Below are 13,597 nucleotides of genomic sequence, written 5' to 3' on the forward strand. Positions count from 1 at the left end.
GCGGGTAGGGTGACGGGCTCAGTGTAGCGATCTGTGGGAGACTTTGCCTAGTGGAACCAGAAGAGTGGTTGTTGCCGTTGTTGCACGCCTTGGGGCAGCGAGCGGATGCCGAGTTACCCGACTTTAGCCGGCAGCGCGCGGCGCGCTGGCGTCGTCAGCGCCTGGGCGGGCGCCTGGAGGGGCTGGAGCGCCTGGATCTACCGCATCTCGATAGCCTGCTTGGTATTGAGGAAATTAAGCACACCCTGGAGACCAATACGCGCCAGTTCGTTGCTGGTTTGCCGGCCAACGATGCGTTGCTCTGGGGTGGACGCGGTACCGGCAAGTCATCGCTGGTAAAGGCGTTACTGCACGCCTATGCCGAGCAGGGTTTGCGCCTGGTCGAGATCGATAGCCAGGCGGTACTGGACTTGCCGGAAGTCCTCTCGGCCATCACCCGTGCTGATCCCGAGGAAAAATACCGCTTTATGCTGTTCTGTGATGACCTTTCCTTTGGTTCGGATGACCCTGCCTATCGCTCGTTAAAGTCACTGCTGGATGGCGGTGTCGAGGCACGCCCCGCGAATGTTTTGCTGTATGCCACCAGCAATCGACGCCATCTCTTACCCCGGCATTTTTCTGAAAATGAAGAGTACCACCGCCATGGCGAGGAGATCATTGCCGGCGAGACGGCGGAAGAAAAGATCAGTCTATCCGAGCGCTTCGGCCTCTGGCTCGGCTTCTATCCCTTCGACCAGAAGCAATATTTGGCCATTGTTGGGCAACATCTACAGCTGTTGGGCAATGCCGATGCCGAAGGCGAATGGCGGGAGGAAGCCCTGCGCTGGGCGCTACAGCGTGGCTCGCGCAGCGGCCGCGTCGCCCAGCACTTTGCCCGCCATTGGGTCGGTAGCCGTGGCCTACAAGGCCCCGGCTGAGGCTCAGCGCGCGGGAAGTTCCTTTTGGATCTGCTGCAAGAGCTGCGCGTGAATGCGTAGGTTGCCACCGACGATATTGCCGGACTGAAAAAAATCCTGTTCGCCATGGAAGTCGGTAGCTAAACCGCCGGCCTCCTGAATGAGCAGTGTTCCCGCGGCAATGTCCCAGGGTTTTAAATGAAACTCCCAAAAGCCATCGTAGCGTCCCGCCGCAACGTAGGCGAGGTCGAGGGCGGCAGAACCGGCGCGACGCAGGCCGGCGGTTTTCTGCATCAAGTTCTTGAAGATCGCTATGTATTCATCGAGATAGCTGAAATCGCGGAAGGGAAAACCGGTGGCAATAAGACTATCGTCGAGTTCGCGGCGCTGACTCACGCGCAAGCGCCGGTCATTGAGGTGCGCGCCGCCGCCACGGCTGGCGGTAAAAAGTTCGTTGCGCAGCGGGTCGTAGACGACGGCGTGTTCCATACGATTATTCCGTCGCACACCAATGGAGACCGCAAGGCTGGGTACCGCATGAATGAAATTGGTGGTGCCATCTAGGGGGTCAATGATCCATTCAAATTCCCGATCCTCAATGCGCGTGCCTTCCTCGGCGAGGATGCCATGGTCTGGGTACGCACGCTGAATGATTTCGACAATGGCAGCCTCGGCGCGCTGATCGATTTCCGTAACAAAATCGTGCGGGCCCTTGCTGGCAACGCGAATTTCGTTGACGCGGTCGATGCTGCGGTTAATGATGTCGCCTGCCTTGCGGGCAGCGCGGATCGCGGTTACAAGAATAGGATGTTGCATGACAACCTTGGCTCGGGATTCAAGACATGAGCGAGTATAGAGAAAAGCAGTCTCTCCTGCACGGGGCCGACGATCTGTTGTCGCGCATCCGCGTGGTGCTGGTTGAACCCAGCCACCCAGGTAATATTGGCTCGACAGCGCGGGCGATGAAGGTGATGGGCCTCACGCGCCTGGTTCTCGTGCGGCCAAGATTTTTTCCCCACCTAGATGCCACGGCATTGGCGTCGGGCGCCGAAGATTTGCTGCAGCAAGCGGAGCTGCACGATGATTTATTGAGCGCCATTGGTGACTGCCAGCGGGTCTATGGCACCACTGCGCGTGATCGCCACATCCAGTGGCCGCAGTTGGACGCCCGCCAGGCGGCATCGGAGATAGTGGCACAAGCTATGCAAGCACCCGTAGCGTTGCTCTTTGGGCGAGAGAGCAGCGGCCTGAGCAATAGCGAGTTGGATCTCTGCCAAACCCTGATTCAGATACCGACGGGCGATCTCTACCATTCTTTGAATCTCGCCCAAGCGGTTCAGATCATTGCCTATGAGTTACAGATGGCCAGCCGCTTGCCCGTTCCAAGGCAGGACGGGTTGCCCGAGCAGGAGGCTCAGGTTGACGATCGCGAGGGCTTTTACGAGCAGATGCGTGCGGTCTTGCTCGCCAGCGGTTTCCTGCAGGCCCCGCGCGAAGAACACATGATGCGTCGCCTGCGTCGCCTCTTCGACCGCGCCCATCCCAGCCGTAATGAGATCGACATCCTGCGTGGGATTCTTACAGAAATCACCCGCTGGGCGACACGCGCGTCGCGCGAGGGACGCTGATGTCCTTGCGTGATGACCTCGATGCCATCTTCGCCCGCGACCCTGCGGCCCGTAATCGTTTTGAGGTAGTACTTACCTACCCTGGCGTGCACGCGCTGTTGATCTACCGCGTCTCGCACTGGGCCTGGTGCCATGGCTGGCGCCTTTTTGCCCGCATTCTCTCTGGCATTGGCCGTTGGGCGACGGGCATTGAAATCCACCCCGGCGCCCAAATTGGCGCCCGCTTCTTTATCGATCACGGCATGGGGGTGGTGATTGGCGAAACTGCGGAAATTGGCGATGACTGTACCCTCTACCACGGCGTGACTCTGGGGGGCACCTCTTGGCAACCGGGCAAGCGCCATCCCACCCTGGGCAACGGTGTGATCGTTGGCGCGGGCGCCAAAGTGCTCGGGCCGATTCGTGTGGGCGACAATGCCCGCATCGGCTCCAATGCGGTGGTGGTGAAAGATGTGCCCAATGCTGCGACGGTAGTGGGTATACCCGGCCGCGTGGTGAACAAGGGAACTGCTGACACCCATTTCGATGCCTATGGTCTGACCGGGCAGATGCCAGACCCGGTGGCCAGAGCGGTGGAATGCATGCTCGAACACATGCAACACCAAGACAAAGAGCTGGCGGAATTGCGCGAGCAGCTGGCGGCACTCCGTCCCCAGGCGAGCAGCATCAAAATTGAAGAAAGCCCAGACTGCGCGCTCGATGATCTTGGGTCGGGAACGTCTGGGCGGAATAGTTGACTAATTCAGTAGGGATAGTAGGATAGGCCTCGAAGCAGGAGGGGACAGAAATGAAGTTGACGACCAAGGGTCGCTATGCCGTTACGGCTATGCTCGACCTCGCATTGCACGCGGAGGACGAGGTGGTGACGGTGGCGGATATTTCGCGGCGTCAGCAAATTTCTGTGGCCTATCTGGAGCAGCTTTTCGGGCGGTTACGCAAGCATGGCTTGGTCGAGAGCGTGCGCGGCCCAGGCGGTGGATATCGTCTAGGGCAGGCGGGTGCGAATGTGCCGGTGGATGAAATCATTCGCGCGGTCAACGAATCGATCAACACCACCCAATGCGGTGGCGATCCAGTGCAATGCTGCAAAGGTGAGGGGCAGCAATGTCTGACCCATGATCTCTGGGAGGCCCTTGGGCAGGAGATCAATCGCTTTTTGAGCGGTATTACTCTCGCCCAGTTGGTACGCGAACAGCAGACTAAGCTGCAGCAACAAGTTTCTTTGCCGTTACGAATGACGGAGCGCGGGCGTCAACAACGTCCGGCCCATGGGTAAGCGAGGTGGATATGAGTGCAGTGCAGGCAGACAAGGTGCGCAGTCCCGCGGTACGGGAACGGCCCATTTATCTGGACTATCAGGCAACGACCCCGGTCGACCCGTTGGTCGTCGAGGCGATGTTGCCGTATCTGACGCAGAATTTCGGCAATGCGGCCAGTCGCTCCCATAGCTATGGTTGGTCCGCTGAAGAGGCGGTGGAGAAGGCGCGTGGGCAGGTAGCCGCGGCCATTCATGCCGATCCTAAGGAGATTGTCTGGACCTCCGGCGCCACGGAAGCCAGCAACTTGGCCATCAAAGGTGCTGCGCACTTTTACTCAGGCAAGGGTAAGCACGTAATTACTTTGCGTACTGAGCACAAGGCAACGCTGGATACCTGTAGGCAATTGGAGCGCGAAGGTTTCGAGGTGACCTATCTCGACGTGCAGGAAAATGGCCTGGTGGATCTCGATGCCTTCCGTGCCGCTCTGCGCCCGGATACGGTGCTGGCCTCTGTGCTCTTCGTGAACAACGAGATCGGCGTGATTCAGCCTATGGAAGAGATCGGCAAGATCCTGCGCGAGCATAAAATCGTCTTCCACGTCGATGCCGTGCAGGCGCTCGGCAAAGTGCCGGTAGATGTCGAGGCCATTCAGGCTGATTTAATGAGTCTTTCGGCGCATAAGATTTATGGACCCAAGGGCATTGGTGCCCTCTACGTGCGGCGTAAGCCGCGGGTGCGAATCGAGGCACAGATCCATGGTGGTGGTCATGAGCGCGGTATGCGTTCGGGTACCCTGCCTACGCATCAAATCGTCGGAATGGGCGCCGCCGCAGAACTTGCGGTGCGCAGCATGGAGAGCGATGGCCGGCGTATTCGCCAACTCCGTGATCGCCTGCTCGAAGGCATCATGAGTCGGGTGGACGAAGTCTATATTAATGGTGATATGGAGCACCGTGTACCCCACAACCTCAATCTGAGCTTTGCCTTTGTGGAAGGCGAATCGCTGATCATGGCGCTCAAGGGTATTGCGGTATCGAGTGGCTCGGCCTGTACCTCGGCAAGTCTCGAGCCATCCTATGTGCTGCGTGCCTTGGGTAAGTCCGACGAACTGGCGCACAGTTCTATCCGTTTCGGCATCGGGCGGTACAGCACCGAAGAGGAGATCGACGAGACCATCGAATTGGTCGCCTCCAAGGTGGGAAAATTGCGTGAGCTTTCGCCCCTATGGGAGATGCACCTGGAAGGCATCGATCTAAATTCCGTGCAGTGGGCGGCACACTGATTCTGAGAGAATGGGAGACAAATCATGGCATACAGTCAAAAAGTACTCGATCATTATGAAAACCCGCGTAATGTGGGCGGCTTTGGCAAAGAAGATGCTGGCGTAGGTACCGGCATGGTCGGTGCACCAGCATGTGGCGACGTGATGCGTTTGCAGATCAAGGTCAACGAGCAGGGCATTATCGAAGATGCCAGGTTCAAGACCTATGGCTGTGGTTCGGCCATTGCCTCCAGTTCCCTGGTCACCGAATGGGTGAAGGGCAAGACCCTGGACGAGGCGATGACCATCAAGAACAGCCAGATTGCGGAAGAGCTGGAACTGCCGCCGGTAAAGATCCACTGCTCCGTATTGGCAGAGGATGCCATCAAGGCGGCCATTGAGGATTACCGCAGTAAGTCTGGCGCTGTGTCTGCGGCAGAGACGCACTAAGGGCACGCAAATGGCACTGACCATGACTTCAGCGGCAGCGCGGCAGGTGTACAAAAGCATCGAGAAGCGTGGCAAGGGGCAAGGAATCCGCATTGGCGTGAAGACCAGTGGTTGTTCGGGTTTGTCCTATGTCATGGAGTTTGTAGACGAGCCACAGCCCGAAGATATCGTCTGTACGCAAGACGACGTGAAGGTATTTGTCGATCCCAAGAGCATGTTATATCTCGATGGTACCGAACTGGATTTTACCCGTGAGGGCCTGAACGAGGGGTTTCGTTTCAATAATCCCAACGTTAAGGATACCTGCGGCTGCGGCGAAAGCTTTACCGTCTGACATGCCCGAGTGTCGAGCCTGTCAGGCGGAACTTGCGCCGGGATCGGCGATTTGTACGCAGTGTGGGGTTCTGCAGCCGTTTGATCCTTCCTTGTCGCTCTTTGCCGTGCTGGGGCTGGAAGAGGGTTTTGCCATCGATCCAGCAGCGCTGCGGCGCCAATCACTGGATCGCTTGCGTGCTCTGCACCCCGATCGTTTTGCCCAAGCAGATGCGGCGACGCAGCGACAATCGTTGGAGTGGAGCACGCGTATCAACGAGGCGCAGGCCGTTCTGGGTGATCCTCTGCGCCGTGCGGATTATCTTTTTACCCGTCACTTTGGTCATTCCGCTCTGGGCGAGGAGATGGGCAGCCTGCGTGATCCCGAGCTGCTGATGCGGCAGATGGAGCGGCGCGAGGCACTGGAAGAAGCGGCAGGCATTCGCGATCAGTCGGCGTTGGACATGTTGCGTGCCCAGGCGCATGCCGAGGAAAGGCAGATCCAGGAGCAGGTCGCGGCAGCCGTTGCCCAGCCCAGGGCCGAGCGCATTGCCCCGCTCTTGCAGGAGTGGCAGTATCTGCGCAAATTTCTTGCAGAAATCGATCAGAACGAAGAGCAGTGGGATTTCGCCTGAAGCCCCACGGTTCGCGTTGAGGAGCTTGCATGGCGTTGTTACAGATAGCCGAGCCGGGGCAGTCGACTGCCCCCCATGAACACCGCCTGGCGGTGGGCATTGATCTCGGCACCACCCATTCTTTGGTAGCTACCGTGCGTTCGGCGCAGCCGGAAGTGCTGCGTGACGCGCAGGGGCGCTATCTCCTGCCTTCGGTAGTGCAGTATCGCGCCGATAGTAGCCTGCGCGTTGGCGAAGAAGCGCGGGCCGAGGCTGCGGCGGACCCACACAATACCATTGCCTCAGTAAAGCGCCTGATGGGGCGCGGTGCGGAGGAACTGCAAGGCCTAGCCGGGGTCTTGCCGTATCGCGTTGTAGCTGGCGAGGGTTTGGTCCGTTTGCAGACAGCGCATGGAGAAAAAACCCCCGTCGAAGTCTCGGCCGAGATTCTGCGGGTTCTGCGCCAACGCGCCGAAGAGAGTCTGGGCGGCGATCTGACCGGTGCTGTCATTACCGTTCCCGCATATTTTGATGATGCCCAGCGTCAGGCCACCAAAGATGCTGCTCACCTCGCGGGGCTCTCCGTCTTACGTTTGTTGGCCGAGCCTACAGCAGCAGCGCTGGCCTATGGCCTCGATAAAGGCGCCGAAGGCCTCTTCGCTATTTACGACTTGGGCGGCGGCACCTTTGATCTTTCCTTATTACGATTGCAGAAAGGCGTGTTTGAAGTCCTGGCGACGGCCGGGGATGCCGCCTTGGGCGGTGACGACATGGATCATCTCATTGCCGAGCAGATCCTTTCGCATTTTGCCGAGCAAGCAGACAACAGTCCTGCCTGGCAACGACAAGTGCTGTTGGCTGCGCGCGCCATCAAGGAACGACTGAGCGAGTTGGAGGAGGCGTCTGTCGAACTCGTTCTGCCTTCGGGTGAAGCCGCGCACTGGTATCTGCAACGCAAGCAACTCGAAAGCTGGATCGAGCCAGTCATTCGCCGGACCTTTGCACCCTGCCGCCGTGCCCTGCGCGATGCGGGTATCCGTCCTGAGGAAATTGATGGCGTGGTGTTGGTGGGGGGCGCGACCCGCGTTCCCCTGCTGCGAAAACTGGTGGCAGAACTTTTTGGGCGCGAGCCGCTGGCCGATATCGATCCTGATCAGGTGGTTGCGCTCGGCGCCGCCATCCAGGCCGATGCCCTGGCGGGCAATCAGCGCGACGATCTTCTGCTCATGGATGTGCTGCCCCTGTCTTTGGGGCTGGAGACCATGGGTGGCTTGGTAGAGAAGATTATCCCGCGCAACACGCCTATCCCTGTCGCCAAGGCACAGGAATTTACCACCTTCAAGGATGGCCAGACGGCGATGAGCATCCACGTCCTGCAGGGCGAGCGGGACAAAGTGGAGGACAATCGTTCTCTCGCACGTTTCAGTCTGCGCGGCATTCCGCCGCTGGTTGCTGGCGCCGCACGCATACGCGTCACCTTTCAGGTGGATGCTGACGGTCTATTGGAAGTGAGCGCGGAAGAAGTGGGCACCGGCGTGCGCGCCGAGGTGCAGGTCAAACCTTCCTACGGTCTTGATGACGAGGCCATTACCCGCATGCTGCGCGAGTCCATGGACCACGCCAAGGAAGATGTCGAGCAACGGCGCCTCGCCGAGGCACGGGTCGAGGCAGAGCGGGTGCGCGAGGCGCTGGATTCTGCCCTTGCCAAGGATGCGCAGCTTTTGGATGTGGCCGAACGCGAGCGCATCAATCTTGCCCGCTCGGCGTTATTGCACGCCCTGGGCGGAAACTCCGTGGCGGCCCTGAACCGGGCCGCCGAGGGGGTAGAAAAGGCAGCCGAGGTGCTGGTCGAACGGCGCATGAATCAGGCAGTACATAAGGCGATGGCCGGACATTCCATCGAAGAATGGAGCGAGAAATGACAAAAATTCGTTTTTTACCGCATGCGGAGATCTGCCCTGCAGGCGTCGAGATTGAAGCGGAGCCGGGTGAGAGCATCATCGACGCGGCCCTGCGCAATGATGTGCATATCGAGCATGCCTGCGAGATGTCCTGTGCCTGCACCACCTGCCACGTGATTTTGCGCGAAGGCTTCGATAGCTTGGAGCCCGCCGAGGAAAAAGAAGAAGATCTCCTTGATCGCGCCTGGGGCCTGGAACCCTGTTCACGCCTGAGCTGTCAGGCCAAGGTTGCCGATACCGAGCTCGTGGTCGAGATTCCTAAGTACACGATCAACCTCGAAAAGGAGCGGCACTGATGCGCTGGACCGATACGCAAGAAATCGCCATCTCGCTGGATGAGGCCTATCCCGACTGTGATGTGCAGCATTTACGCTATACCGACCTGCATCGCTGGATTGTCGATTTGCCAGACTTTGAAGACGACCCAGAGGCCTCTAACGAGCGTATCCTCGAGGCCGTTCAGATGGCCTGGCTCGCCGAACGCGATTGAGGTTATGCCATGCGCCGGGCCGTAATCGCCCTGTCGGGCGGGGTTGATTCCGCTGTCGCCGCTGTATTGATGCAGGACGCCGGTTATGATCTGATCGGCGTCACCATGCGTCTGTGGCCTAAAAGCCGCTGTTGTGACGAGAAAGACATCGAGGACGCAGCAGAACTCTGTGCCCAACTGGGCATCCCCTACCAGGTGCTCGACTACCGTGAGCGCTTTCGTACTGAGATCGTCGATCCTTTTATTGCCGCTTATGAAGAGGGGCGCACGCCCAATCCCTGTACGCGCTGCAACCAGGTCTTGAAGTTTTCTGCTCTCTGGCAGGAGGCCCAGACTCTGGGTGCAGAATATCTGGCTACGGGTCACTACGTGCGTCAGATCGGTGCGGCAGAGCCACAAATCTGGCGCGGCGTCGATGAGCGCAAAGACCAGTCCTATTTTCTCTACGCGATCGAGCGGGAATTACTCCCGCGTCTGCTTTTTCCTCTTGGCGATCTGCGCAAGGAGGAGGTGCGTGCGATTGCGCAAGAGCGTGGCCTGCCGATCGCTGGCAAGCAGGAATCGCAAGACATCTGCTTTGTTGCTGGCGATTATCGCAGCTTTCTGCGCGAGCAGGGTGTGGCTGGGCGGCCTGGAGAAATCGTCGATATGCAAGGCGAAGTCTTGGGCACGCACGACGGCATTATCAACTTCACGGTTGGCCAGCGGCGTGGCATAGGAGGTGGTAGTTCGGTGCCCCTGTACGTCGTCGCAGTAGATGCCGAACACGACCAGATACGCGTCGGGCCAGCGGAGCAACTGTTTCAGGATCAATTGCAAATACGCGACTGCAACTGGCTTGTGGATTGGCAGGCGGGGCGCGAGGAACACGTCGTCGTAAAGCTGCGTTATGCCGCGTCAGCAGTACCTGCCACCCTGCGTGTGCAAACGAATGCTTGCGCGAGTTTGCATCTGGATACTGCGCAGCGCGCCATCACCCCCGGACAAGCAGCGGTGTGCTACCAGAACGAGCAGTTATTGGGTGGTGGCATCATTGCCGAGCTTGGCAATTCTGCCAACTCTGCGTCAGAATGAGCGCTCTTTCGGGAGCGTAGCGCATGGCTGAAGAAACGAGCGAGCAGCAAATTTTCCGAATCCTGGTGGTCGAGGACGAGGAGGGTATTCAGGAACTATTACGCCTGAGTCTGCAAAAGCATGGTTTTCAGGTCTATTGCGCGTCGAGTACCGAAGCTGCGGAAGACCTGTTGCACGATCCAACACCGCATTTGATCATTCTCGACTGGATGCTTCCCGGTGAGAGTGGTATTGCCTGGTGTCGTAATCTGCGGCGGCGTGATAGCCTGCAAAGCATTCCCATCATCCTGCTGACTGCACGCGGAGAAGAGGGCGACCGTGTGCATGGGCTAGAATCTGGTGCCGATGATTATCTCGCCAAGCCGTTCTCGCCGCGCGAGCTGGTGGCCCGAGTACAAGCCCTGTTGCGCCGCAGTTATGGCGGCCTGACCCCCAATCGGGTGCGCATCGGCGAACTCAATATCGACGTCAAGGCGCACCGCGTCACCCTTCATGACCAGCTAGTAACGATGGGCCCAACAGAATTTCGCCTGCTCCGCCTCTTTGTTACCAATCCTGATCGTGTCTACAGCCGCGATGCCTTGCTCGACATCATCTGGGGACGGCAGACGTACGTCGAGGAGCGCACTGTTGATGTGCACATCCGTCGCTTGCGCCGCTGCCTCGAGAAGGTTTCCTATGCCCACATCATCGAGACCGTGCGTGGGGAAGGCTACCGTTGTAATCCCCTGCCGCAGAGCCCGGAACTGGCCAGCGAAACTTCATGAATCATCTGCGCGCCTGGGTGCCGGCGCTGCTGCCCCTAGCGCTGCTTCTCGCATGGAATTTTCTCGGTGCTCCCAGTAGCTCCCTGGTGTCATTTTTCTGGTTGGCGATTGTTTTTTATGCGTTATGGGTGGGCTGGCATCGCCAGGAGGCTCTGCGTTTTCGTGCTTGGTTTCGCGAAAAAACCACGCGGATGCCACCTTTGAGTAGCGGCATTTGGGAAGAGACTTTTGCCGAGGGATACCATTGGCGGCGGCATCAGGAAATACGGCAGCAGCAGCTCAACCATCAGGTCATGCAACTGCGCGACGCGCTGCAGGCGCTGCCAGACGCCTTGCTGCTTATGGATGACGAGGGACGTCTGCTGTGGATGAATCCGGCCGCGGTGGAGCTCCTGCATTTGCATTGGCCGGAAGATTTAGGAAAGCCTCTGTCTTTTTGGTTGCGGCTGCCACAGATGCAGGATTTTCTTGCCGGCGCTGGACCTGGCACCCTGGCGATGAGTCTCCCGGATCGTCCCGATGCCGCTTTTGAGGTCTTGCGCTATCCCTTGGGTGGGGCAGGGGCCTTGGTCTTGTTTCGCGACGTCACTCGCTTGCGAAAACTGGAACAGGTACGCCAGGATTTCGTTGCTAATGTATCGCATGAGCTACGTAGTCCGCTGACGGTAATTCAGGGTTTCCTCGAAAATCTTCTGGATGGGCCCTTGGGGCAAGATGAGGAGGTGAGCCCGCAGCTCCGCCTCATGGAAGAGCAGGGCAAACGTATGCAGTCTCTGGTGGAAGATCTTCTCTCCCTTGCCCGGATCGAAAGCGCGGAGCCAGACCCCCGCCGTTGCGAAACAGTGTTCGTGGCGCAGATGGTGGAACGCGCGCGAGAGAGCCTGATGGCTTCTATTCTGGAGAAAAAGCTGTCCTTGCACCTTGATCTGGACTTTGGCCTAGCGTTATTCGCCGAGCCTATCGACATCCACAGCATCGTCCAGAATTTGCTCGAAAATGCCGTCAAGTATAGCCCGCGCGGGCGGGACGTTTACGTTAGCTGGTCGAGCGAGGATGAGCGTCTGACGTTGCGCGTGCGCGACACGGGGGAAGGGATACCGCGGGAACACCTGCAGCGCATTACGGAAAGGTTTTACCGGGTGGACAAGGGCCGTTCGCGGCGGGTTGGAGGTACCGGTCTGGGACTCTCCATTGTTCGCCACACGGCAGAACGCTACGCTGGCAGCCTGCGGGTGAACAGCGAAGTCGGCAAGGGTTCGGAGTTTGTGGTTTTTTTTCCTGCTGATCTGGCCCGTCGTGGCAATTATTGGCAGGATGGTCGGGTAGAAGATGTCATTAAAGTGTCATAATCCTCAGGTATACTGCCTGAAAAGCTGAGCATTGGGAGATTGTTTGTGACGGAAAACGCCAAAATTTCGGTGCGGAATCTGGATTTTTACTACGGCGAACACAAGTCGCTGAAAGGCATCAATCTGGAGATGCTCGGCAATCAGGTGACGGCGTTCATCGGCCCGTCTGGCTGTGGTAAGTCTACTTTGTTGCGGGTCTTCAATCGGATGTATTCGCTCTATCCCGGTCAGCGCGCCACTGGACAGGTGCTGCTCGATGGCGAAGACATCTTGGCGCGAAGTTACAATGTTAACTTGTTGCGCGCTCGCGTGGGTATGGTGTTTCAGAAGCCGACCCCCTTTCCCATGTCGATTTACGACAATATTTCCTTCGGCATCAAGCTTTATGAAAAACTTCGTAAAGTGGAAATGGATGAGCGCGTAGAGCAAGCCTTGCGCCAGGCAGCGCTTTGGGATGAGGTCAAGGATAACCTCAAAAAGAGTGGCCTCAGCCTCTCCGGTGGGCAACAGCAGCGCCTCTGTATTGCGCGCGCCGTGGCGGTGCGCCCGGATGTGATTCTGTTGGACGAACCTACGTCGGCCCTGGACCCGATCGCCACACTGAAGATCGAGGAACTGGTAGCCGAGCTGCGCGAGCAATTTACGCTGCTCATCGTTACCCACAATATGCAGCAGGCAGCTCGTGTGTCTGACTACACCGCTTTCATGTACCTGGGGGAAATGGTGGAGTACGGGCCGACCCAGCAACTCTTCACCAACCCGCAGAAAAAACAAACGGAAGACTACATTACTGGTCGTTACGGCTGAGGAGCAACCTTATGATGAATGCTGACCCCCATGTTTCCCAACGCTTTGACGATGAACTTCATGCGGTACATGAGCTGGTGCACCGGATGGCGGGCGTCGTCGAGGAACAGATGCGCAATGCCTTGACCGCGCTGCTGCATCAGGATGAGGCACTGGCCAATGAAATCATTGGTCGCGACAGTATTGTCAATGACTATGAGCTGCGCATCGAAGAGGAATGCATCAGTATTCTGGTGCGGCGCCAACCAGCAGCAGGGGATCTACGCCTGGTGATGACCCTCATCAAATCCATCGCCGACCTTGAGCGTATTGGCGACAAGGCGGTAAAGATCGCGAGTATGGCCCTTTCGATGCAACGCAGCAGCACTAGCGTCAACAGTCGTTTCCTGCGTGACATCAAGACGATGGGTGACTATGCCCTGGATATGTTCCGCCGGGCCATGGATGCCTTGGCCAATGGCGACGCCGAGGCCGCCATTGAGGTTGCGAAGGGCGACGAAGAGCTGAATCAGGAATATCGCGCGGCGATGCGCCGTCTGATCACCTATATGATGGAAGATCCGCGCACCATTACCCCTGCCATCGATGCCCTCTTCGTGGCCAAGGCCCTGGAGCGGGTCGGTGATCACGCGCGCAACCTCTGTGAATATGTGATCTACCTTGTCAAAGGCGTCAACGTCCGTCATATTCCCCTGGAGGAAGTCAGCCACCAGCTACAGGATTGAATCT

General features: G+C 58.3%; 17 protein-coding genes. 16 read left to right on the forward strand and 1 reads right to left on the reverse strand.

Annotated features, from left to right (window positions below; translation table 11 throughout):
* The first annotated feature begins 50 nt into the window (after positions 1-50).
* Positions 51-917, forward strand: coding sequence for an ATP-binding protein (locus AB4090_RS00705; RefSeq protein WP_369571932.1), 867 nt, complete (start codon positions 51-53; stop codon positions 915-917).
* A gap of 3 nt (positions 918-920) precedes the next feature.
* Here the strand turns inward: AB4090_RS00705 and AB4090_RS00710 are convergent, their stop codons facing one another.
* Positions 921-1,712 (reverse strand): inositol monophosphatase family protein, encoded by a 792-nt coding sequence (locus AB4090_RS00710; protein WP_369571933.1) that lies wholly within the window; start codon positions 1,710-1,712, stop codon positions 921-923.
* Between the two features lie 26 nt (positions 1,713-1,738).
* On the opposite strand from AB4090_RS00710, the gene AB4090_RS00715 reads away from it, so the two are divergent.
* Genes AB4090_RS00715 through phoU form a run of 15 tightly spaced genes read left to right on the forward strand, consistent with a single transcriptional unit; the run spans position 1,739 to position 13,593 of the window.
* Complete coding sequence (locus AB4090_RS00715) at positions 1,739-2,524, forward strand: RNA methyltransferase (protein WP_369571934.1); 786 nt, start codon at positions 1,739-1,741, stop codon at positions 2,522-2,524.
* Positions 2,524-3,261, forward strand: a complete 738-nt coding sequence (gene cysE / locus AB4090_RS00720; protein ID WP_369571935.1) for a serine O-acetyltransferase — start codon at positions 2,524-2,526, stop codon at positions 3,259-3,261. Before AB4090_RS00715 ends, cysE begins: the two co-directional genes overlap by 1 nt.
* Before the next feature lie 50 nt (positions 3,262-3,311).
* On the forward strand, positions 3,312-3,800 hold the full coding sequence (locus AB4090_RS00725) for an Rrf2 family transcriptional regulator (protein WP_369571936.1): 489 nt from the start codon (positions 3,312-3,314) through the stop codon (positions 3,798-3,800).
* Positions 3,801-3,811: 11 nt separating this feature from the next.
* On the forward strand, positions 3,812-5,065 hold the full coding sequence (locus tag AB4090_RS00730; protein ID WP_369571937.1) for an IscS subfamily cysteine desulfurase: 1,254 nt from the start codon (positions 3,812-3,814) through the stop codon (positions 5,063-5,065).
* 24 nt (positions 5,066-5,089) lie between these two features.
* Positions 5,090-5,494, forward strand: a complete 405-nt coding sequence (gene iscU, locus AB4090_RS00735; protein ID WP_369571938.1) for a Fe-S cluster assembly scaffold IscU — start codon at positions 5,090-5,092, stop codon at positions 5,492-5,494.
* Between the two features lie 10 nt (positions 5,495-5,504).
* On the forward strand, positions 5,505-5,828 hold the full coding sequence (gene iscA / locus AB4090_RS00740) for an iron-sulfur cluster assembly protein IscA (RefSeq protein WP_369571939.1): 324 nt from the start codon (positions 5,505-5,507) through the stop codon (positions 5,826-5,828).
* A 1-nt stretch (position 5,829) separates the two neighbouring features.
* Positions 5,830-6,441 (forward strand): Fe-S protein assembly co-chaperone HscB, encoded by a 612-nt coding sequence (gene hscB / locus AB4090_RS00745; RefSeq protein ID WP_369571940.1) that lies wholly within the window; start codon positions 5,830-5,832, stop codon positions 6,439-6,441.
* Between the two features lie 29 nt (positions 6,442-6,470).
* Positions 6,471-8,342: a Fe-S protein assembly chaperone HscA gene (gene hscA, locus AB4090_RS00750; protein WP_369571941.1), complete on the forward strand. Its 1,872-nt coding sequence runs from the start codon at positions 6,471-6,473 to the stop codon at positions 8,340-8,342.
* Complete coding sequence (fdx, locus tag AB4090_RS00755; protein WP_369571942.1) at positions 8,339-8,677, forward strand: ISC system 2Fe-2S type ferredoxin; 339 nt, start codon at positions 8,339-8,341, stop codon at positions 8,675-8,677. Before hscA ends, fdx begins: the two co-directional genes overlap by 4 nt.
* Positions 8,677-8,871, forward strand: coding sequence for a Fe-S cluster assembly protein IscX (gene iscX / locus AB4090_RS00760; RefSeq protein ID WP_369571943.1), 195 nt, complete (start codon positions 8,677-8,679; stop codon positions 8,869-8,871). Before fdx ends, iscX begins: the two co-directional genes overlap by 1 nt.
* A 9-nt stretch (positions 8,872-8,880) precedes the next feature.
* Positions 8,881-9,945: a tRNA 2-thiouridine(34) synthase MnmA gene (gene mnmA, locus AB4090_RS00765; protein WP_369571944.1), complete on the forward strand. Its 1,065-nt coding sequence runs from the start codon at positions 8,881-8,883 to the stop codon at positions 9,943-9,945.
* 23 nt (positions 9,946-9,968) lie between these two features.
* Positions 9,969-10,712, forward strand: a complete 744-nt coding sequence (phoB, locus tag AB4090_RS00770) for a phosphate regulon transcriptional regulator PhoB (protein ID WP_369571945.1) — start codon at positions 9,969-9,971, stop codon at positions 10,710-10,712.
* Entirely contained in the window at positions 10,709-12,061 is a 1,353-nt protein-coding gene (phoR, locus tag AB4090_RS00775; protein WP_369571946.1) for a phosphate regulon sensor histidine kinase PhoR, read from the forward strand. The genes phoB and phoR overlap by 4 nt, the downstream gene beginning before the upstream one ends.
* Positions 12,062-12,106: 45 nt before the next feature.
* The gene (gene pstB / locus AB4090_RS00780) at positions 12,107-12,868 is read left to right on the forward strand and encodes a phosphate ABC transporter ATP-binding protein PstB (RefSeq protein ID WP_369571947.1); all 762 of its coding nucleotides are present in this window, start codon (positions 12,107-12,109) and stop codon (positions 12,866-12,868) included.
* An 11-nt stretch (positions 12,869-12,879) separates the two neighbouring features.
* Complete coding sequence (phoU, locus tag AB4090_RS00785) at positions 12,880-13,593, forward strand: phosphate signaling complex protein PhoU (protein WP_369571948.1); 714 nt, start codon at positions 12,880-12,882, stop codon at positions 13,591-13,593.
* Positions 13,594-13,597: the final 4 nt, after the last annotated feature.

It is taken from the genome of Acidithiobacillus sp. IBUN Pt1247-S3, assembly GCF_041146875.1.
Classification (GTDB): Bacteria; Pseudomonadota; Gammaproteobacteria; order Acidithiobacillales; family Acidithiobacillaceae; genus Igneacidithiobacillus.